This window comes from Mucilaginibacter boryungensis (assembly GCF_015221995.1).
GTDB classification, from domain to species: Bacteria; Bacteroidota; Bacteroidia; order Sphingobacteriales; family Sphingobacteriaceae; genus Mucilaginibacter; species Mucilaginibacter boryungensis.
Map to the genome: position 1 here is coordinate 856,059 of NZ_JADFFM010000001.1, position 21,020 is coordinate 877,078.

Below are 21,020 nucleotides of genomic sequence, written 5' to 3' on the forward strand. Positions count from 1 at the left end.
GGGTTAAACTATGGTAATATTGTCATCTGCTATCAGGTCCTGCCCGCGGAAACGCCTTAATAGTTGCGCGGTGGCTATCACGTCTTTCTGGCAATAAGTACAGATACGTTCCAACTGGTTATCATTCCAGTAAACATTGCCTACCTGGCTGCCATCAATATCATCTTTTGGTGTGGGGATATCAAAAATAGCAGTTAATAAACTCAGCGAGGTATAGCTTTTATAGTCGCCAAACTTCCAAAGCTCCATGGTATCTATATGGTTTACTTCCCAGGGCTTTTTTCCGGCTATCTGCAATTGCGCGGGCAGTTTAATACCATGTATCAGCATGCGGCGGCAGATGTATGGAAAATCAAACTCTTTACCGTTGTGTGCGCAAAGCACCAGGTTAGCCGGGCGGTCTTTCAGCATTAATGCAAATTTCACCAGCAACTCGCGCTCATCGTGCCCAGCAAACGATTTTACCCGGAAGCCTGTGGGTGTCTCTTTAGTAAAAAAACCTACTGAAATACAAACAATTTTACCAAACTCGGCCCAAATGCCGGCCTTTTCATAAAAGCTTTGTGCGGTATCTTCATCCCGGCGCTGATATTTGGTTTTTGCATCCCAAAGTTTCTGCATATGCTCGGGCAACTCATCGTGCGTGGGGTATTGCGGCACGGTTTCAATGTCCAGCACCATCATGTTCAGCAAGTCCAGTTGTTCAAGCATTGTCGGCGTTTAATTTTTGGCAAAATAGCAAAAGTTAAATATAGTCCATAGCCCATGGTACATAGACTATGGAAGAATGACATAACAATGGAGTATTAAACTATCTCTATTAACTTCTTCCGTATTCGAATCATTCATGTCAATCTGTTATCTGCACATCCACACATCCTGCCAAAAACCGTATCTTCGTATAATTACAAATAATACCTATGTCCAAAAAGAAACATAATTCTTCCATAAAACAGGTACTTACCAAAATGGTAATGGACGTTTTTGAGAAGAATGGAAATAAACCACTGAACTATAAACAAATAGCCGGCGCCTTAAACGTGCATGATGATGACGCCCGCCGGGTAATACTTGATATACTGAAAGACGAAGCCTTTGCGGGTAACCTGAAAGAAGTATCGCCGGGTAAATTCCAGCTACTGGAACTAAAAACCTTTATTGAGGGTAAAGTTGACCTGACTAACGATGGATCGGCCTTTATTGTTACCGATGACCCCGATGAGAACGATATTTTTGTTGCCCCGCGCAAACTAAGGAATGCATTAAACGGTGACTGGGTAAAAGTTTACGTTTATGCCAAAAGCAAGGGCAAACGTAAAGAAGGCGAGGTTATAGAAATTATTAAGCGCTTTAAAACTGAGTTTACCGGCATTGTTAAACTATCTGAAAGGTTTGCATTTTTTGTACCCGACGATAGAAAAATGATGCACGATATTTTTATCCCGCTTAGCGATTTGAACGGGGCAAAAAACGGCATCAAGGCAGTTGCTGAAATTACCGAATGGCCAACCGAAGCTAAAAACCCCATCGGTCGTATTAAGCAAGTGCTGGGCGCGCAGGGCGAAAATGATACGGAGATGAACGCCATCCTTGCCGAGTATGGCTTCCCTACACAATTCCCAAAAGAAGTGGAAGAGGAATCCGAGGCTATACCGGATATCATCAGTGAAGCGGAAATTGCTAAACGCCGTGATTTTCGTAAAACTTTAACCATTACTATTGACCCATTTGATGCCAAGGACTTCGACGATGCGATATCCTTTAAAAAGCTGGATAACGGCAATTATGAAGTTGGTGTACACATTGCCGATGTAGCGCATTACATTGTCCCTGATTCCGCTTTGGATAAAGAAGCGTTTGACAGGGCCACCTCGGTTTACCTGGTTGACCGGGTAATACCAATGCTGCCCGAAAGATTATCCAACGGCTTATGCTCGTTACGACCCAAAGAAGATAAGCTTTGTTTTGCCGCTGTATTTGAATTGGACGAACAAGCACATGTGCTAAAAGAATGGTACGGTAAAACAGTCATCCACTCCGACCGCCGCTTTACCTATGAGGAAGTACAGGAAATAATTGAGGCACAGGAAGGTGAGTACAGCGAGGAAATTTTAACGCTAAACGCTTTAGCCTATAAACTACGCGATGCTAAATTTAAAAACGGGGCCATCAGCTTTGAAACTACCGAGGTTAAATTTAAGTTGGACGAAAAGGGCAAACCTATTGGCGTATATGTAAAAGAGCGTAAAGACGCCCATAAACTAATTGAGGATTTTATGTTGCTGGCTAACCGTAAAGTAGCCGAATATGTGAGCAAGCTGGGCAAAGGCAAACACAAGTATACCTTTGTGTACCGCGCGCACGATTCGCCAAACCCTGAAACACTGGGCAACTTTGCACAGTTCGCGGCCAGGTTTGGGTACAGGATAAATACGAAATCGGACAGGGAAATTGCCCGTTCGCTCAATTTTTTAATGAGCGATGTGGAAGGCAAAAAAGAACAAAATGTATTAACCCACTTGGCTATCCGTAGTATGGCCAAGGCTATTTATACCACTAAAAGCAGTAGTCACTACGGGTTGGCGTTCGATCATTATACGCACTTCACCTCGCCTATCCGCCGTTATCCGGATGTAATGGTGCACCGGTTGCTATTCCATTATTTAAACGGCGGCCAAAGCGCTAATGCCGAGCATTATGAAAAACTATGTGTACACAGTTCGGCCATGGAGAAAAAGGCCGCTGACGCAGAGCGTGCATCTATTAAATATAAACAGGCCGAATACCTGAAAGATAATGTGGGCAGCGTTTATGCAGGCATTATTTCGGGTGTTACCGAATGGGGTATGTATGTAGAGATCATAGAAAATAAATGCGAGGGCATGATACGCTTGCGCGATATTAGCGACGATTTTTATACCTTAGACGAGAAAAACTACGCCATTATTGGTCAGCGTAAAAAGAAGGTTTACCAGTTGGGCGACGAAGTACGCATCAGGGTTAAAAATGTAGACCTGACCAAAAAACAGATAGATTTTTCTTTAGTGCAGGATTAAAAAAATGAAGATGTGATTGCGAGCCATAGCGTGTCAATCTCGTAGCATGCAAATCAAACTACGAGATTGACACGTCGCCTATCCGCTCAACCCTGGCCGCTTCTCGCAATGACAAACTTTTGCTATACTTAATGAAGGACTTACAAGAACTACAAAACATCATACTACAGGCGGTTAAGGATTTGAAATACCCAAGTCAACCGCCCGATCTTTACGAACCTATTAGCTACATATTATCCTTAGGCGGCAAGCGCTTGCGCCCTGCCCTGGTATTAATGGCTTGCGATGCCTTTGGTGGTGATGTGAAAAAAGCTGTTAAGGCTGCATTGGCTATAGAAGTGTTTCACAATTTCACCTTAATGCATGATGACATTATGGACAAGGCGCCCCTGCGCCGGGGCCAGGTTACCGTGCACGAACGCTGGAATCAAAATGTAGCTATACTTGCCGGCGATGCCATGATGGTAGAAGCCAACAAACTGATGCTGCAAGTGCCCGATGCTATTTTGCGCCAGGTAATGGATATTTTTAATGATACCGCTGCCGGTGTTTGCGAAGGCCAGCAATTTGACATGAGCTTTGAAAGCCGCGACCGGGTATCAGCTGATGAGTATATTAATATGATACGCCTTAAAACCGCCATACTATTAGGAGGAGCCTTAAAAATAGGCGCGCTGATTGGTGGCGCCAGCACTAAGGATGCCGATTTGATCTACACCTTTGGCGAGCAATTGGGTATTGCCTTCCAGCTACAAGATGATATTTTAGATGTATATGGCGACCCTGATAAATTTGGTAAGCAGGTAGGCGGTGATATTCTGTCAAACAAAAAAACTTACTTACTGATAAAGGCACTCGAATCAGCCAGGGAGGGCGATGCTGCGGGGTTACAGCAATGGCTGGATAACATCTCTGCTGATCCGCAACAAAAAGTGGCCGCGGTAACGGCTATCTACAACAACCTGCAAATAAGGGAACAGGCCGAACAAGCTATGCAAGCCTATGCCACAAAAGCTTTCGCCGCGTTTGATAGTATCGATTTGCCCAATGCCAACAAACAATACTTGCGCGGCTTTGCGGATAGTTTGCTGGTGAGGGAGTATTAATTGCTTGAATTACCGATAAAAAACTATGTCATTGCGAGCGATAGCGCGGCAATCTCGTAGGTCGATTGTCCAACTACGAGATTGCCACGTTGCTATGCTTCTCGCAATGGCATTAATTTTATAACGATGTTCTCACTTCTTATATTTCCAATTCCTCGTTTTACCTTCGGCTACCCATTCTATCATGGTTTCCAGTCGTTTGGCGCGGGTATCGGCACTTTTTGCTTCGGCCAGCCATTGCAGATATTCCTTTTTTGCTGATGGGCTAAATTTTTCAAATTGCTGCATGGCATTTGTGTTGGCCTTAAAAGCTTCAATTAGATCGGCAGGGACTTCCAGTTCGGCTTTCTCAATTGGTTTCTTTTTTGGTGGGGCCAACTTTATACCTTTTTCGTTCAGTTCTACGGCATTGTGGATATAACTTAACAAAACATCGTCAGCCGGTAAATCAGCTATCGATCTAATTTTACCGATACTTCCGGCTGCACCTTTTTCGGCAGTAGCAAACAAACCTGCCGGGTCGTCCATAAGGGTACTTTTCCAAAAGTTTAGCCCCATATGTTCTTTAAAGGCACCTATTCCCATAAACGGCCCTTTGTAATCAAAATGCGGGTGCCCCCATTTCATTACTTCGGTAACTTGCGGCGCCGCTCGGTGTATCAACTGGCGCAGGTGCCTGATAACAGGTTGCGCGTAGGTTGGTGCCTTTTCAATATATGCATCAATTTTAGGGTCCAGATTTTCCATAGCTATTAATCAATAAAGTTCTTTTTCGCGAGTTTCTTATGAATTTTAGTCACTTCCATTAAAGCTGCCGAACAATAGAATGGGCGCAATTCCATAACCAGCACGCCCGCCCTTATAGCCGGATCGGTTTCTGTCAATGCTTTTGCTTCTTCAATTGTATTCACATCAAAAATGAATATCCCCTCTACATCCCCTCTATCCATAAACGGGCCGGCTACTACCAGTTTACCATCGTCGGCCAGTTTGCTGATGTTTTTAAGATGTGCCATTTGCACCTCGGCCATTTTAGCTTTATCGGCAATTTTTGTGGGGCCGGTTTTCAGGAAAGCCATAATGTATTTATGCATGCCGTAATCATCGGCACCCAGCTTTTTGGCCAGGGCTTCATCATACAAGGCATTAGTTTTGGCTGCCGGTGTTTGGGCTTTTGCACTAACGGTAATAAGCAGCAGGATAAGCCATAATATTTTTTTCATGATCAAGTATTTGGGTTTATTCAAATATAAAAAAATCCTGTATGGTCATTATAACTATCAGTACTATTAGTCCTCCTCAGAATAGCCTACTGATTGAATGTGCCCAACTAACCAGTGTTTCAATAAATGATTTATCGTCAACCCAATCCGGGGGCAACATGTTCCAGAATAGCCGACAATACATGGATATTGTAATCGACGCCCAGCGTGTTGCTGATCAATAAAGAAAAATTGACCGCATTCCTTTCCTGGATGGAAGAGCGATAGCAAGTATACAACCCTGTTTGCCCGACGCAAACATTGGGCGATTATCGGCTTGGTGCACGATGAGCGAAGTGGTGCCATCCACGGCGTGCACGTGCAAAACTATAATCAATTCAAATTATTGCTTTATATTTGCCCCTCCAAACACCATTTAAATGCGTATGTGATATTTAATCTCCTTCAGACATAAGAACAGCGATAGCCTAAAGGGCTGCTGTATTTATTCATCTTAAAGAGATATATATCATGCTTACGTTACAAAATATTTCATATATACATCCTGACAAAGAGCTGTTGTTTAGTGGCATTTATTTGTCGTTAAACAACAAAGAAAAAATTGCGCTCATCGGCAATAATGGTTCTGGCAAATCTACGCTGCTTAAAATAATTGCCGGAGAGCTACAGCCTTCTGCCGGACAGGTAAAAGCAGACACAATGCCCTATTATGTACCGCAGATATTTGGTCAGTTCGATCAATTAACCATCGCCGAAGCGTTAAAGATACACGACAAGCTTTCAGCGTTAAAAGCGATCCTTACCGGAAACGGAACAGAAAAGCATTTTAACGATCTTAATGACGATTGGACGATCGAAGAACGTTGCCGCGACGCTTTAAACCATTGGCAACTGAAAGAACTTGATCCTGACCAAAAACTTGCGACATTAAGCGGCGGCCAGAAAACCAAAGTCTTTCTGGCAGGAATTGATATTCATCAGCCCGAACTTATTTTACTGGATGAGCCTGGCAATCATTTAGATATCAAAGCAAGGGAGCTGCTATTTGATTTTATCCGTTCCACATCGCGAACACTATTGGTCATTAGTCATGACCGGAAACTGTTAAATCTTTTTGACAAAGTTTGCCTGCTTGATAAAAACGGCATTACTACCTATGGCGGCAACTATGACTTTTATGCAACACAAAAGGAGATTGAGATGCAAGCCTTAGACCACGACCTGAGAAGTAAAGAGAAAGCTTTACGTCAGGCTAAGGACAAGGAACGGGAAGCTATAGAACGACAAAATAAACTGGATTCGAGGGGCAAGAATAAACAGGAAAAGGCCGGTGTTGCCCGCATCATGATGAATACGCTGCGAAATAATGCCGAAAACAGCACCGCCAAATTGAAGGGCGTACATACGGAGAAGATCAGCGGATTAAAGCAGGAGTACCATGAATTGCGTTCGTCTTTGCCAGACATAAACAAGATAAAACTTGACCTGAACAATTCTGATCTTCAGGCGGGGAAGCTGTTAAGCGGCGCCAGCGAAATTAACTTTTCTTATGGATCGGTAAATGTTTGGCAGAAGAATCTGAGTTTCGAGTTGAGAAGTGCTGAGCGGGTATTGTTAAAAGGGGCAAATGGATCGGGTAAAAGCACGCTTATTAAAATTATCCTTGGACTGCTTGAGCCGCAAAAAGGGGCGTTGAAAAAACAGCAAATCAAAGCGGTATATATCGATCAGGACTATTCGCCGGTTGATGGCCGGTTAAACGTGTATGAACTGGCGCAATCATTTAATGACGCTGCTTTGCAGGAACATGAAATAAAAATAAGACTGAATAGGTTTTTGTTCGGCAAGGAAAACTGGGATAAGCCTTGCAGCGCTTTAAGCGGTGGTGAAAAGATGCGGCTAATGCTTTGCTGCTTAACCATTAGTAACCAATCACCCGATCTGATCGTTTTGGATGAGCCCACTAATAATCTGGACATTCGGAATATTGATATTTTAACAAGAGCCATTAATGACTATAAAGGAACTTTAATCGTTGTATCTCATGACGAATATTTTGTGGAACAAATTGGATTACACAGAACAATAGAATTGAAATAAATGTATGCAACTTCACAGATCGATAGCTACTAACGGACTACCGGCTAACGCACGATAAGCAGCCACGCCCTGCCCGGGGTGGTTTGTGAGATTAAAAAGTCCCAACATTCAGACATGATTGACTTAAATACTTTTTTTATCTTAAACCCATGAAACTTTTGCTCACCTCCAGCGGTATATCCAATCCAAGTATTCAAAACGCGCTTATAAGCCTTTTAGATAAACCCATCGAAGAAAGCAACGCTCTTTTCGTTCCTACTGGGATGTACCCGTTTCCCGGTGGCCCGCAATATGTATGGAAAGCCATGAATGGTGAATTGGGCTCGGGTATGTGCCAATTGGGCTGGAAATCATTAGGCTTGCTGGAGTTGACGACATTACCCGCTATACAAAAAGAGGTTTGGGTAAAAGCACTAAAGGAGACAGATGCGCTTTTAGTTTGGGGCGGTGACCCGCTATTCCTGAGCTACTGGCTAAAGGAATCTGGCTTGGCCGAAGTTATTAGTTCGCTGGATCATTTGGTTTATGTTGGGGTTAGTGCCGGTAGTATAGCGACCAGCAAACTGTTTGGCGAATCTTATAGCAACATGCCAAACACCATCGCACAGCCGCAGACCTTACAAACCTTGCAATTCGACACCTTTGAAAGCGCCTTTGTTACCGCCGAAGGTGCGGGTTTTGTAGACTTCGCGATCATTCCGCATTACAACAATGAAAAGCATCGCGACGCCTGCGGTGTTAACGCAGCCACTTGGGCAGCTATGCTGCCAGTACCGGTTTACGCCATTGGCGAGCAGACTGCCATTAAGGTAGCAGGCCGCACCATCGAAATTGTCTCTGAAGGGGAGTGGAAAGCATTTAATCAAGCTACATAGCTACCTGGCTATTAGTTATTGTGCTACTGCATAAGCTTTTATACCATCCAGATTAATGCAAATAGTTGAATGCCCATTTTTAGTATTAAGGACGCTTACCATCCTTTGCTGCCCGCCAAGTTCAGGACTTGCTACTGACAATGCAGATAATGGTACTTTATAGGTATCAACCTCGTATTTAAGATCGTTATCTGTAATAGCAGATGTGATATCTTTTAACAAAGGGGTACCGGTATTTATTTTTGCAGTTGGGTGGGGCACCGCTACCAGCGCCCTGTTCATAAAATGGATGACGGGTTTGTTATTATGTAACCTTATTCGGACAGCCCACCTGGTATCGCCTGATAGCTGCCTTAAAACAGGGTTAAATTTCCCTTCTGATATTAATTTTTTCAATGGGTCCTGTTTGCTGTTGGCATCTATTATCAATAGGTTTTTATACTGGCCGTGTATTAGTTCATCACTTAAAGGGGCTATACGTTTAAAGCCTTTTTCGTCATGGGTGCCAAAAGGTAATGTAAGCCAGGCCGTACCGCTTTTGGAAAGGTAACTTTTGATAGCTTTTAACTGCCTATCTGAAACGCATCCTATACTATCTAATATCAGAGGGGTATTTTCTTTACTTAAGGCAGCCGCGTCCGAAAGTTCTTCGGCGCGTACAAAACGATAACCTACATTATTTTCAACCAATCGGGCAGACCATGCCCGGGCTTTATCCCAATGTTCCAGCTTATCTTTACCTCTCCATCCGTTATCCCTACAAAAGCTATTATTTACCAGCCTAACTTCAACCAAATCTTTGCCGTCCCTATAGTTCAGGTTACTGTACCGGAGTTCCCAATTATTGTAAGGGCTTACAATATCTTCTATCTCCATAGCGTCTGCAGGGTCTTCTTCCAAATTTTGGGTAACCGTGCTATTCCAGCTGCCAACGCCCCAAAACCGGCTTAAGCCCCAACCAAGATACCCGCCGGCAGTATAGGTTGAATAACATAAAGCCAGTGGCACGGCGTTACCCCTTTTGTCTGCAATATCCTTTTGCTGCATAGCTTCTGCATCTCTGTGTACCCAGTTTACAGTATTTATATTTATACCTCCGTTTTCCAGCATAAAAAAATCAAGGTATGGCGCCATCTTTTCGAGATTAAGTGCCAGTACATTTAAAATTACCGGCCCAGTGCCCGAACAGCAGGTCATTAGCGGTTTAGGGCCAATTATGCTTTTGATCATTTTGACATGATCGGCTACAACATCCGATTTCATCCGCATCCAATCCCGGAAAACCGGATTTTCATAGTTCCCCCAAAAAAGCATTGATTTTGAAGTATCCCCAAAAAAAGTTTTATCGCTAAAAGGAGGCAGTTCATGGCCGTAATCTTTTTTAAACCTTTCCTGGCAGTATTTGCACCGGCAGGTAGTAGGGCCGCCGTAATCACACATGTCATCCACCTCAATACCATCAAAGGGCACTTCTCTCATCAGTCTTTGCAGGTATTTGGTATGCATATCCAAAAAGCTGGGGTTATTATGGCAAAAAATCTCAAATTGGTATGTTGGAGAATATCCACGGCTTCCGTCACGTACATCAACTTCACAGATATCCTTAAAAAAATGCCCCTCATATTGAGCATACGCTGCGGCTATCGGGTCATCGAATAATAGCACACCATGCCGGTTGTTTTTGTGTAGCGCCCTGAACTCGGCATTGCCGCGCGGCCTTTCTACATGGTTACAGGAATAGTGATCCATAAACTTAATACCGTATCTATGCAACTCATTACAGACATTGGCATAATAACCGTGTAATTGCCCGAAATAATTTGAAAAATCAAACCTGACATGAAAGCCAAAATTAATGGCTGTATCAATTTTAGCTTCAGCAAAGGCTGCTGCCCTGCGCTTTATTTTATCTATAATTGCCTTTTGCGACCACTGCAGGTCTTCAATAGTACACCACCAACTGGCCGCACGGTTGGGTATAAAAGGCAGGTCGGGTGTTTTGCTTAAGTTTGGATGACTTAATTTATCCACTGGCTGAAAGGTACCGGCACCAGTTTCTTCCAAAAAATCCATATCGTATTTGTTTAATATTGTAGTACAAATAGTAAAGAAATGCCGGGCGGATTGATGGCTTATAATTGTTGTTAGCAATAATAGGAAAACAACTGCAAAAAATTGCATCTGACTAAATGTAAATTAGTAGAAACTTATGATCTGCAAAAAATTGTGAGGTAATTTATATCTTACCGATTCAAATGGCAATATGTTTAAATTTTTGTAAGGGGATCTAAATTAATGTTAATTTTTATATCTTCGGGTACGTAAACGCATGTATGAGAACTATACTTATGATACATTGTAAAAACTACCTTGCTGTTGAATATAACAGTAAGTTCTATTTAGCTGTAATAATTGCCTTTACTATGGTAATGAATTGCACCAATGCTATTGCCGGTATCATAAAAACTAATGCAAAAGGTACCATAGAAGTAGGCGTAGCCCGCATAGATATTACCCCCGAAACACCTATACGTTTGGCAGGATTTGGTGTGCGAAGCAAATTGGAAACTGAAGAGGTGCTGATGCGGCTGAATGCCAAGGCACTTGCGTTTGGCTCTGATGCGCAAGGGCCATCAATATTAATAACGGTCGATTTGGTTGGCATTTCCTCGCATATTACTAACCAGGTAACTGAATGGCTTGCCAAAAACGCAGGTATCGAACGGTCGCGCGTGGTAATCTGTGCCTCGCATACGCATTCGGGGCCTGAAATTGGTACTCTATTAAATATACTTCAATACAGAAGCCCTATCGCCTTTAGCGATTCGTTACTTCCAGTGTCCCATATGAACCACATTGCCCATTATGTGGATCAGTTGCCTGGTAAGTTAGAACAGGTTGCCATAGCGGCTTTGCAAAACCGTAAACCAGCATTGGTATCATGGGGAATAGGAGAAGCAGGCTTTGCTAAGAATAGGCGCATGGCCAACGGGCCTGTTGACCATGCCATGCCGTTGTTGCGTGTCACCGATATAGAGGGAAATATCAGGGCTATTTTGGTGAATTATGCCTGCCATGCGGTAGTGCTTGACTATAACAGCAATAAAATTCATGGCGATTGGGTAGGCGAAGCGCAGCAGCTTATTGAGCAAAAACATCCCGGTGCTATTGCCCTGGTAGCCATTGGCTGTGGCGCCGATGCCAACCCATCACTGGAAGGTATAGAAAAAATGGCCCCTTTAGAGCAGGTTAACGCTATTGGTAGTATAATTGCCACAGAAGCAGAACGGTTACTTTCCACCCCGTTACAGCCGGTTACAGCATATCCCGTAGGGCGTTTTAAGCAAATTGACCTGCCGTTTGCCCATATCCCTACCGTAGATGAATTAATAGAACAAACTAATAACAAAACTGTAAAAGGATATTACGCCCGCCTTGCGCTAAATACAATTGCCCGCGGCGGGGCATTACCTTTAAGCGTAGCTGCATACCCTGTCCAAACTTGGACATTTGGTAAACAACTGGTAATGATATTTCTTGGCGGCGAGGCTATTTCGGATTATTCCATCAGGCTTAAGAACGAGCTTGGAGAAAAGATATGGATAAACGCCTATTCAAATGATGTGCCTTGCTATGTTCCTTCGCGTAGGGCGCTGCACGAACCCAGATATGGCTACGAAGATGAAAGCTCAATGTACTACTATAATAAACCCTCGCGGTTTGCTGATGATGTTGAAGATAGGATCATTACAGCCGTACACGAGTTATTGCCGCATTACAAGCCGGTAAAAAGGAGTTATAAATAATTTTAATTGTCACTATCTATATGTCTAATAAAGCAGAAGTAATACGTGTGTTGGTGGTTGGGTGCGGAAACATGGGCGCCAGTCATGCACAGGCTTATCATATACTGGATGGGTTTGAAATATGCGGACTGGTTTCTCCGGGAAAAAGCAAGGAGGCGCTGAACACCCAATTAGGAGGCAACTATCAACTATTTGATGATTATGAAAAAGCTTTAGCGGCTACTATGCCTGATGCTGTCTGCATATCCACTTATCCGGATACTCACGAAAGCTACGCAATAATGGCGCTGGAAAGAGGCTGCCATGTATTTATTGAAAAACCGGTTGCCGATTCGATTGCCGGTGCCGAACATGTGGCCGCGGCAGCGCATAAGGCCGGAAAAAAGTTAGTAGTGGGTTATATTTTGCGTCATCATCCCTCGTGGGAGCGTTTTGTGCAGCTGAGCCAACAATTAGGTAAACCGCTGGTAATGCGCATGAACCTTAACCAGCAAAGCCACGGCTATATGTGGCAGGTACACCAAAACCTAATGAAAAGCCTTAGCCCGATAGTGGACTGCGGCGTGCATTATATTGATGTAATGTGTCAAATGGCGCGCTCAAAGCCGGTGCAGGTAAGTGCTATAGGGGCAAGGCTTACTAATGAGATACCCGAGGACAATTATAATTACGGACAATTACAGATACGTTTTGAGGACGGGTCGGTTGGCTGGTATGAAGCGGGGTGGGGGCCAATGATCAGTGAAACGGCTTTTTTTGTAAAGGATGTAATAGGGCCTAAAGGTTCCGTTTCCATTGTGGCTAAAGAAGCTGCCGGAACAGGTAAATCAGATACGGTGGCTTCACATACTAAAACGGAATCGCTTCGGTTTCATCATGCTGATATTGATGTAAATAATGAGTTTATTAAGCAGGATACCTGGATAAACCTGGAAGACGAACCTGACCATCAGGAACTGTGTAACCGGGAACAGCGTTACTTTTTAAAAGCAATTCAGGATAATTTAGATTTAACCGACCATATAGCCGATGCAATAAACAGTTTGCGCATTGCCTTTGCCTGCGATGAATCTGTAAAAACCGGTAAAATAGTAACTTTACCCTAATATGGATTAGATAAGGGAATCGCGGTTACAATTCCCTTATTCTGATATCTTTAAAGTAAGTTTTGCTTTTATGATCCTGCAAACCTATTAAGCCTGTTTTTGCCATGCCGTAATCAGGAAAATCTTTCCATTTTTCAGCAGCTTTTTTCTCTTGCCATTCTTTATCCCAGGCCTTGAATTTCACAGTTAATTTTCCGTTCAGCCAGTATTCAACTTTACCTTTGTTAAATATAATGCGACTGGTGTTCCAGGTACCCGCAGGGTTCAGGATTTTGTTTTCGGCAGGGTTATACATGGCATAATCAGCACCGGTTTTTTGCCATTCTTCTAATTTACCGGGGTAACCTATGTCATCAATCAATTGGTATTCGGGCGCCGTTTCCGATGGGCGTTTATATTTTGGACCTTCCACTACATGATAAAAAACACCGCTGTTACTACCCTTGTCTACTTTCCATTGCCAAACAAGCTCAAAGTTTTCAAATGAACGATCGGTAACAAGGTCGCCGGCGCCACTGGGGCCATTATATCCCAGGCAAACCATCGCGCGATCTTCTACTGTCCAGTTATTGGGTGGCCCTATATGATTAAATAAATGCCAGCCGTTTAGGGTCTTTCCGTCAAATAAAGTGATCCAGCCGCCTTTACTGTTATTTTCCCATACAGGGGCAGGAAGTTTATGACGCGCCTGTGTATAACTACCCATCAATAAAAAAAGAATGGCCAGTAAATTAATGTTTCTTATTTTTCTGTTCGGTAACATAATTTTTGTTTTAGCAGGTGAAAAAGGATCAATATTTAGTATAGGCATCAGCGTAGGCCCGTACTAAATTAATATAAAAAATGTAAATAAAAGAATTAATTATATATTCGTGTACGTAAACAAACTATTGTGAAGCCATTTTTTGTATTGACCTTAGCATGTGTAAGCAGTACATGAATAAATCAAGTAACCAAATAAATCATAACCGAATGTTTAAAGCATACCTATCTTTTATTACAATGGCAATAATGATATTTTCATTACAAGGATCGGCGCAAGCACAAAAAAAATACAAACTTTTAACCCTTGACCCCGGCCACTTCCACGCCGCACTGGTGCAAAAAACAATGTACCCGCAGGTAGATAAAGATGTGCACGTATATGCACCTGACGGGCCTGAATTAAAAGCACATTTGGCCCTTGTAGAAAGCTATAACCGGCGTAACACGGATCCGACACACTGGAACGAAATAGTATATACCAGGAATGATTACTTTAACAAGATGCTTAGCGACAAAGCAGGCAACCTGCTGGTGTTAGCGGGTAACAATAAAAACAAGACCAATTACATATTGCAATCTGTTGCTGCGGGTATTAACGTATTGGCTGATAAACCCATGGCTATTGATAAAACCGGGTTTGATAAACTGCAGCAAGCTTTTGCCCTGGCTGCTAAGAATAAAGTATTGATATATGATATTATGACTGAACGCTATGATATTACTAATATCATTCAGCGGGAATTGATGGGGATGTCTGGCGTGTTTGGGCACCTTGAGAAGGGTACGCCATTAAAACCGGCGGTTGTGAAAGAAAGCGTGCACCACTTTTTTAAAACGGTATCGGGGAAGCCGCTTACACGCCCTGCGTGGTATTTTGATACTGAGCAGGAAGGAAGCGGCATAGTTGATGTAACCACCCATTTGGTCGACCTGGTGAAATGGACCTGCTTTCCTGAACAAGTTATTGATTATAAAAAAGATATCCGTATCAGTTCGGCGAAACAATGGGTTACCGAAATAAATAGGGCCCAGTTTGAAAAAAGTACACAATTAACGGAGTTTCCTGATTTCTTAAAAAAAGACGTAAAAAATGGAGTATTATATGTTTATTCGAATGGCGAAATGAATTACACCCTAAAAGGGGTTGCTGTTAAAATTACCGCTATCTGGAATTTTGAAGCCCCTGCAGGCGGCGGTGATACCTATTATTCTTTAATTAAAGGCACTAAGGCTAACCTGATTATACGCCAGGGTGCTGCTGAAAATTATAACACCGTGTTATATGTTGAACCATTAAAAAAGACTGCCGGGTTTGCTAAATCGCTTGTAAAAGCTATTGGTGATATCGATAAAAAATTTCCGGGAGTAGCATTGGTACCAACCGAAAAAGGCTGGAAGGTGAATATACCTGCGCAGTATAATATTGGTCACGAGGCCCAGTTTGCCGAAGTAACCAAACAGTATCTCAATTATTTGCAAGAGAGAAAAATGCCGCAATGGGAAATTACAGATATGATAAGCAAATACTATACTACAATAAGTGCGCTTGAAAAATCTGAGAAGAAAAATTAAGATAACGTTTATTAGTACGTCGCAGTATTAATCTTAATTGAATTTTTGTATTGATTAATTATTTAACATATTTTCGTGTACGTACACGAAAATATGTTAAATTTGATTGTATAGCACAAAAATTAATTTAATAGTCAATTACTTAAGTAAATACAATGAAAAAAATTGCCCTTGCCTTTATTATTATAGCTTCGTTTGGAAGATGTTCAGCACCCGGCGGCAATAAAACAGCAAAAGAAACTACAGCTGTAAATAATGAAGAGGGAAAGCTGGACAATTGGGATAGCATCCGTAAGGCAGATAGCATGAAAAGGTTAGGTTTTAAAATTGAACCCCAAACCGATTCGGTGAAGAATATAACTGTTGTTCCGGATGAAAAGAAAATTACTGCAACAGCCGACCCTGTTGTTAAGGGACAGGCATTAATTGCTGCATCGGATTGTTTAACATGTCATAAACTCGATAAGAAACTGATAGGTCCTGCCTATAAAGATGTGGCCAAAAAATATACGGATGCCGATGTGGCAAAACTGGCTGAAAAGGTAATTAGTGGTGGTGCAGGGAACTGGGGGGCAACGCCTATGATCCCACACACTGACCTTTCAAAAAATGATGCTACCGCGATGGTAAAATATATACTGAGCCTTAAGTAGAAACAACGAAAAAATTAATATAATGGAAAGAAGGGAATTCCTGGTTGGTACCTCCGCTTTTTTGGCGGCCATGGCACTTAAAAATAAAGCGTTTGCCGTTGATGAAAGCTACCCGATCATCGACATTCACCAGCATACAGATTATATGGGCCGCACTAACGATCAATTGGTTAATCATCAGTTGAAGATGGGGGTAAGCAAAACCATTCTGCTACCATCAGGAAGCCCGGTAAACTATGGTTCAACACATTATGGCTATTCAAATGGCTTGCAGGCTAAAGCAACTGGTAACGAAGTTTGTTATGCATTGGCCCAAAAATACCCCGACCGTTTCTTATTTGGCGCTAACGAAGTGCCTGATGTTCCAAATGCGGCAAATGAAATAGAGAAATACTTAAAACTGGGGGCTTGTGTTATTGGCGAATCAAAATTTAACCTAGAATGCGACTCGCCTGAAATGCAACGCACTTATCAGATAGCGCAGGAATACAACGTGCCGATATTAATGCACTGGCAGTATAATATGTATAACCGTGGTTTCGAGCGTTTTCATAAAATGCTGAGCAAATATCATAAAGTTACCTTTATAGGGCATTCGCAAACCTGGTGGGGCAATGTGGATAAGAACCTTACCAACCAAAATATACTATACCCCCAAGGCAAAGTAACCGATGGTGGCCTGACCACTAAATACTTAAATGATTATCACAACATATTTGCTGATATATCAGCCGGTTCAGGTTTGAAGTTTTTACTACGCGATGAGGATTATGCCAAGGGATTTTTGAACAGGTTCCAGGATAAAATACTTTTTGGCAGTGATTGCTATGACCCCGATGCTACGGGCCCAACCTGCCATGGTTCAAATTTAATTGCTGCTATCCGCAGACTTGCGCCAAGTGTTGATATCAGCCGTAAAATATTATATGGCAATGCCAGCAAGCTGTTCAAAATAACAGTATAGTGTACTGAACAGGTAATTGATGGTAACTTGTTTAGATATCTTACATGCCGTCAGTCAAATGTTGCCATATTACCTCATAAACATCAACAGGGGTTACTTTGCCTTGTAGTTTATTTTCTGTAATGAGTACAGGTTTATACTGATCATCAATATTAGTCCTTCCGTGCGATCCTTTGATCAGGGTAGCATCCAGCGGGATCACATCCATCACATATCTAAGGCCCGCCTTTTTGCGTAATAATTTATAGCCAGCCCTTACTTTTGATGTCATAAACATTTCTACAGGATCGTATCCCGGCTTTTTATGGATATCAACTACCCGTGCATAATCTGGCGCTTTGGCATCATCCAGCCAAAAATAGTAAGTGAACCAGCTCCCTTCAGCGGCTACTACTACAAGATCGCCCGCACGCTCGTGGTTAATATGATGTATAGCCTGTTCTTCACGGTCAAGCACCAATTCTACGCCCGGCACAGCTTTTAGCAGAGCTTTCACCTGTTCAGTAACAGATGGATCGTTAATATAGATATGGGCAATTTGATGATCGGCTACGGCGAATGCTTTAGAAGCACCTGGATCAAGCAGTTCCAGGCCTCGTTCAATACGTATAGCCAATAACCCGTTTTCGCGCAATACACGGTTTAAATGTACAGGGTTATTTACCGGGCTGATGCCATATTCAGACAACAAGATAACCCCCGCACCTTTCTTTTCATAAAAAGTAACCACTTCCTGGGCAAGTGAATCAATCTCTTTAAGTTCGGTAGCTATTTTACTTTCATCGGGCCCAAACTTTTGCAGGCAATAATCTAAATGCGGCAGATATATTAAAGTTAAAGTAGGGTCGTAAAGATCGTCGGTATACATAGCAGCGTCGGCTATCCACCTGCTGGATTTGATGTTTGCGCCAGGCCCCCAAAATTGAAACAGGGGAAACTGCCCGAACTTTTCCTGCAACACATCGCGCAATTCCGCCGGATGTGAATAGCAGTCTGGCATTTTACGGCCGTCAGCTAGATAGTTCGGCCTTGGTGTAACCGAATAATCGGCATTTGAATACATATTATACCACCAAAACATCATAGATGAGGTAAAGGAAGAGTCCTCTTTTTTAGCCCTGTCCCATATCTTATCGCCAATTACCAGTTTGTTAGATTGCTTCCAGAACTTCACCTCGCTATCTATACGGTCATACCAGCCGTTACCAACTATACCATTATCAGCAGGATATTTCCCCGTAAGGTAAGCTGACTGCATCGATGTAGTTACAACTGGTAAAAGCGGTTCAATAACCGACATGTTGTTTTTTGCTATGTAATTTTTCAGGAAAGGGGTATGCTGGCCAATTACCGATGACGATAAACCTACAATATCAATAACAACTGTTTTATTCATAACCATAAATTAGTTTGTCAGCGTTTGTTTAACCCATTCCATTTCCCTGATGATTGATTGGGTGAGTGGGATTTTTAACGCATCGGGTAATACACCCCAGGTATAAGTTTCTACCTCCATATGTGTGGTAAAAGGTTGCTGTATTTGTAACCCCAGCACCTCCACAATATCAGTCTGGGTTGATTGCAGTAAGCCAAAACTTTCTAAAAAAACCGGTACATGGAAATGCGCACGCCATTCTGCCGCATCGTTGGTGGCTGCGAGGGCTTCAGGCAAATCGGGATAGCGTATTAGTGTATTATTCCCCATCCGGGCTATTACCTGGTGCAGGTAAGTAGGTTCGTTAAACTTTTTAAACTCAGATAGTATTGCCTGTTTGTTTATAACATCCGCAAAAGTTGCTTTTAACGCCGCGCTGATCTGTATCTTTCCCACCTTAATGTTCTTCTCTGCCAGCTCCTTTAATACCGCTGCATGTGGTTCGTAGCCTATGGCAAAGTGGCAAACATCGTAGCACAGGTTCACATGTTCTTTTATTATTTGCAGAGCTGTTTCTGCGGGTATCTGTAATTCCTTTTCAAATAACGCTGTCCCCTGCAATAGCAGTTCTTGTTCAAACCAATCAATAAACTCCCTGCCGGTTTCCAATATGCCATCGGGTTCGGGTTCAATATCCAAATGCAGCGTAACGCCGGTTTTCTGCTTAATGGCATATAGTTCGCGGACTACACGCAATATATTGCTGGTTGCTGTATGCGTAGCTTCTTGCAAAGCCGCCTTGCTATGGAACCAATGTTTATAGCTTAGCGGGGAAGTAGAAATTCCTCCTTCCATACCTTCCGGTAGTAACTCAGCCAAAATAGTAAAAAGCCTGATGGTATAATCAACGCGCTCGGCGGTTGTCCAGTCGGGGGCATGTACCTGATCTTTAACTATCACATCATGGAAGCCTCCATAGGGAAACCCGTTCATAGTAAATACGTAACCGCCGGTATCCTGTAACCATTTCTTAAAAAGTGGCAGGGTATCCCCTTCTAAAATTTCTATACTTGCAACATTTGATAAGCGCAGTCCAACACCCATATGCTCCTGTGGCGATAACTGCTGCTTTATCGCGGGAAAACTATCTTTCAATAACGAAAAATGATTGGTCCAACTTTCGCCGGGATATATATTGGTACAATAGGTTAAATGGCCAGTGGCAAGTTTCATACGGTATGTTTTACAGAATGTATACCTTGTAGTTCTGCCAGTTGCCTGCCAGCACGCTGTAATAAATTTATGTCAATTTCGTGTACCTCTTCACCCCGGCCAATGGCATTTAACAGCATAATGGTCAGCTGCCCGCCCAGGTGTTCACGAAATTCTTCCAGCCCTGCTATAATCGGGCTGTTAGCCTCGTCAACCTGTAATAAAGGGTGAGCTATTTCGAAACCGATATTTTGGAGGGTTTGTATCACCCGGTCACTTTCGATAGTTGAGATGCGGCCGGATAGATTGGAGTAAACCGTGTCCAGTGCAATACCCATGGCAACCGCTTCCCCGTGGCGTATCTCAAAATTGCTTAGATATTCCAGTTTATGCGCGCTCCAATGGCCAAAATCAAGTGGGCGTGATGACCCGTTTTCAAATGGATCGGCCCCCGCGATATGTTCCATATGCAACTGCGCGCACCGCCATATCAAATGGTTCATGGCAGCCATATCCCGCTTTACCAGCGCAGTTGTATTTTCTTCAATCCATTCAAAAAAAGCCGCGTCCTTTAATAAGGCAACTTTTATGGCTTCTGAAATACCCGAACGCCAGTCACGGTCGGAGAGGGTTGTTAAAAACTGTTCATCGTTAAAAACTACAGATGGCGGAGCAAACGTGCCCAAAAAGTTTTTTTTATTGAAGAAATTGATCCCGTTCTTTACGCCGATGCCCGAATCATTTTGCGAAAGCACGGTAGTAGGGATGCGGATATGCTTTATACCACGGTGCGCTATTGTGGCTGCATAGCCAACCATATCCAGCACTGACCCACCGCCAATAGCTGCGATGTATGAGTGCCTGTCGATACCGTAAGTATTAACAGCTTCTATTACACTATTTAAATGATCAATATCGTTTTTAACATCTTCGCCGCCCGGCACAATTAAAATATCGGGAATGAGTTTAACAGCGCTATGATATGAGAAATAATGCTTTATATCTGCAATTAAATGAGGGTGTGTATCACTAACGCCTTTATCAACAACAAAAAATATTTTGCGTAATGATGCGGCTTTACCAAATCCTGACAGGAAATCATTTAACAGGGGATTGGTTGTGTTAAAGATGCCCGCGGTAAAGTAAACCTGGTATTCAAATTTTATAGTGAACGATTGGGATAATTGCTTCATGTATAATATAAAGA

Annotated in this window: 17 protein-coding genes; 9 read left to right on the forward strand and 8 right to left on the reverse strand. The window is 42.7% G+C overall.

Features of this window, described 5'->3' with window-relative positions:
- Positions 1 to 3 precede the first annotated feature (3 nt).
- The gene (locus IRJ18_RS03720; protein ID WP_194104864.1) at positions 4 to 711 is read right to left on the reverse strand and encodes a 3'-5' exonuclease; all 708 of its coding nucleotides are present in this window, start codon (positions 709 to 711) and stop codon (positions 4 to 6) included.
- Between the two features lie 209 nt (positions 712 to 920).
- Between IRJ18_RS03720 and rnr the strand changes: the two genes are divergently transcribed.
- Together rnr and IRJ18_RS03730 are read left to right on the forward strand one after the other, a co-directional pair.
- Entirely contained in the window at positions 921 to 3,056 is a 2,136-nt protein-coding gene (gene rnr / locus IRJ18_RS03725) for a ribonuclease R (RefSeq protein ID WP_194104865.1), read from the forward strand.
- Positions 3,057 to 3,187: 131 nt separating this feature from the next.
- Entirely contained in the window at positions 3,188 to 4,162 is a 975-nt protein-coding gene (locus tag IRJ18_RS03730; protein ID WP_194104866.1) for a polyprenyl synthetase family protein, read from the forward strand.
- A gap of 132 nt (positions 4,163 to 4,294) precedes the next feature.
- On the opposite strand, the gene IRJ18_RS03735 is transcribed toward IRJ18_RS03730, so the two are convergent.
- Positions 4,295 to 4,909 (reverse strand): YdeI/OmpD-associated family protein, encoded by a 615-nt coding sequence (locus IRJ18_RS03735; RefSeq protein WP_194104867.1) that lies wholly within the window; start codon positions 4,907 to 4,909, stop codon positions 4,295 to 4,297.
- A 5-nt stretch (positions 4,910 to 4,914) separates the two neighbouring features.
- Positions 4,915 to 5,385 carry a YciI family protein gene (locus IRJ18_RS03740; RefSeq protein ID WP_194104868.1) on the reverse strand — a complete coding sequence of 157 codons (471 nt, stop codon included), beginning with the start codon at positions 5,383 to 5,385 and terminating at the stop codon, positions 4,915 to 4,917.
- 510 nt (positions 5,386 to 5,895) lie between these two features.
- Between IRJ18_RS03740 and IRJ18_RS03745 the strand changes: the two genes are divergently transcribed.
- Together IRJ18_RS03745 and IRJ18_RS03750 are read left to right on the forward strand one after the other, a co-directional pair.
- Entirely contained in the window at positions 5,896 to 7,485 is a 1,590-nt protein-coding gene (locus IRJ18_RS03745; RefSeq protein ID WP_194104869.1) for an ABC-F family ATP-binding cassette domain-containing protein, read from the forward strand.
- Between the two features lie 149 nt (positions 7,486 to 7,634).
- The gene (locus IRJ18_RS03750; RefSeq protein ID WP_194104870.1) at positions 7,635 to 8,360 is read left to right on the forward strand and encodes a Type 1 glutamine amidotransferase-like domain-containing protein; all 726 of its coding nucleotides are present in this window, start codon (positions 7,635 to 7,637) and stop codon (positions 8,358 to 8,360) included.
- 15 nt (positions 8,361 to 8,375) lie between these two features.
- Here the strand turns inward: IRJ18_RS03750 and IRJ18_RS03755 are convergent, their stop codons facing one another.
- A complete protein-coding gene (locus tag IRJ18_RS03755) occupies positions 8,376 to 10,433 on the reverse strand; it encodes a hypothetical protein (RefSeq protein WP_194104871.1) in 2,058 nt (685 codons plus the stop codon).
- 260 nt (positions 10,434 to 10,693) lie between these two features.
- Between IRJ18_RS03755 and IRJ18_RS03760 the strand changes: the two genes are divergently transcribed.
- On the forward strand, positions 10,694 to 12,166 hold the full coding sequence (locus tag IRJ18_RS03760) for a neutral/alkaline non-lysosomal ceramidase N-terminal domain-containing protein (protein ID WP_194104872.1): 1,473 nt from the start codon (positions 10,694 to 10,696) through the stop codon (positions 12,164 to 12,166).
- 20 nt (positions 12,167 to 12,186) lie between these two features.
- The gene (locus tag IRJ18_RS03765) at positions 12,187 to 13,272 is read left to right on the forward strand and encodes a Gfo/Idh/MocA family protein (RefSeq protein WP_194104873.1); all 1,086 of its coding nucleotides are present in this window, start codon (positions 12,187 to 12,189) and stop codon (positions 13,270 to 13,272) included.
- Positions 13,273 to 13,297: 25 nt separating this feature from the next.
- Here the strand turns inward: IRJ18_RS03765 and IRJ18_RS03770 are convergent, their stop codons facing one another.
- Positions 13,298 to 14,035 (reverse strand): 3-keto-disaccharide hydrolase, encoded by a 738-nt coding sequence (locus IRJ18_RS03770; protein WP_228072530.1) that lies wholly within the window; start codon positions 14,033 to 14,035, stop codon positions 13,298 to 13,300.
- 239 nt (positions 14,036 to 14,274) lie between these two features.
- Here IRJ18_RS03770 and IRJ18_RS03775 point away from each other — a divergent pair, with 239 nt between their 5' ends.
- The 3 genes from IRJ18_RS03775 (at position 14,275) to IRJ18_RS03785 (ending at position 17,226) form a co-directional block, all read left to right on the forward strand.
- On the forward strand, positions 14,275 to 15,609 hold the full coding sequence (locus IRJ18_RS03775) for a putative oxidoreductase C-terminal domain-containing protein (RefSeq protein ID WP_228072532.1): 1,335 nt from the start codon (positions 14,275 to 14,277) through the stop codon (positions 15,607 to 15,609).
- Between the two features lie 155 nt (positions 15,610 to 15,764).
- Positions 15,765 to 16,262, forward strand: a complete 498-nt coding sequence (locus tag IRJ18_RS03780; RefSeq protein WP_228072534.1) for a c-type cytochrome — start codon at positions 15,765 to 15,767, stop codon at positions 16,260 to 16,262.
- Between the two features lie 22 nt (positions 16,263 to 16,284).
- The gene (locus IRJ18_RS03785; protein ID WP_194104875.1) at positions 16,285 to 17,226 is read left to right on the forward strand and encodes an amidohydrolase family protein; all 942 of its coding nucleotides are present in this window, start codon (positions 16,285 to 16,287) and stop codon (positions 17,224 to 17,226) included.
- Between the two features lie 40 nt (positions 17,227 to 17,266).
- On the opposite strand, the gene IRJ18_RS03790 is transcribed toward IRJ18_RS03785, so the two are convergent.
- The 3 genes from IRJ18_RS03790 to IRJ18_RS03800 are packed head-to-tail and all read right to left on the reverse strand — an operon-like array spanning position 17,267 to position 21,006.
- Positions 17,267 to 18,622, reverse strand: a complete 1,356-nt coding sequence (locus IRJ18_RS03790) for an alkaline phosphatase family protein (protein ID WP_194104876.1) — start codon at positions 18,620 to 18,622, stop codon at positions 17,267 to 17,269.
- A gap of 9 nt (positions 18,623 to 18,631) precedes the next feature.
- Complete coding sequence (gene eboE / locus IRJ18_RS03795; protein ID WP_194104877.1) at positions 18,632 to 19,834, reverse strand: metabolite traffic protein EboE; 1,203 nt, start codon at positions 19,832 to 19,834, stop codon at positions 18,632 to 18,634.
- Positions 19,831 to 21,006, reverse strand: coding sequence for a 3-dehydroquinate synthase (locus IRJ18_RS03800; protein ID WP_194104878.1), 1,176 nt, complete (start codon positions 21,004 to 21,006; stop codon positions 19,831 to 19,833). Before IRJ18_RS03800 ends, eboE begins: the two co-directional genes overlap by 4 nt.
- Positions 21,007 to 21,020: the final 14 nt, after the last annotated feature.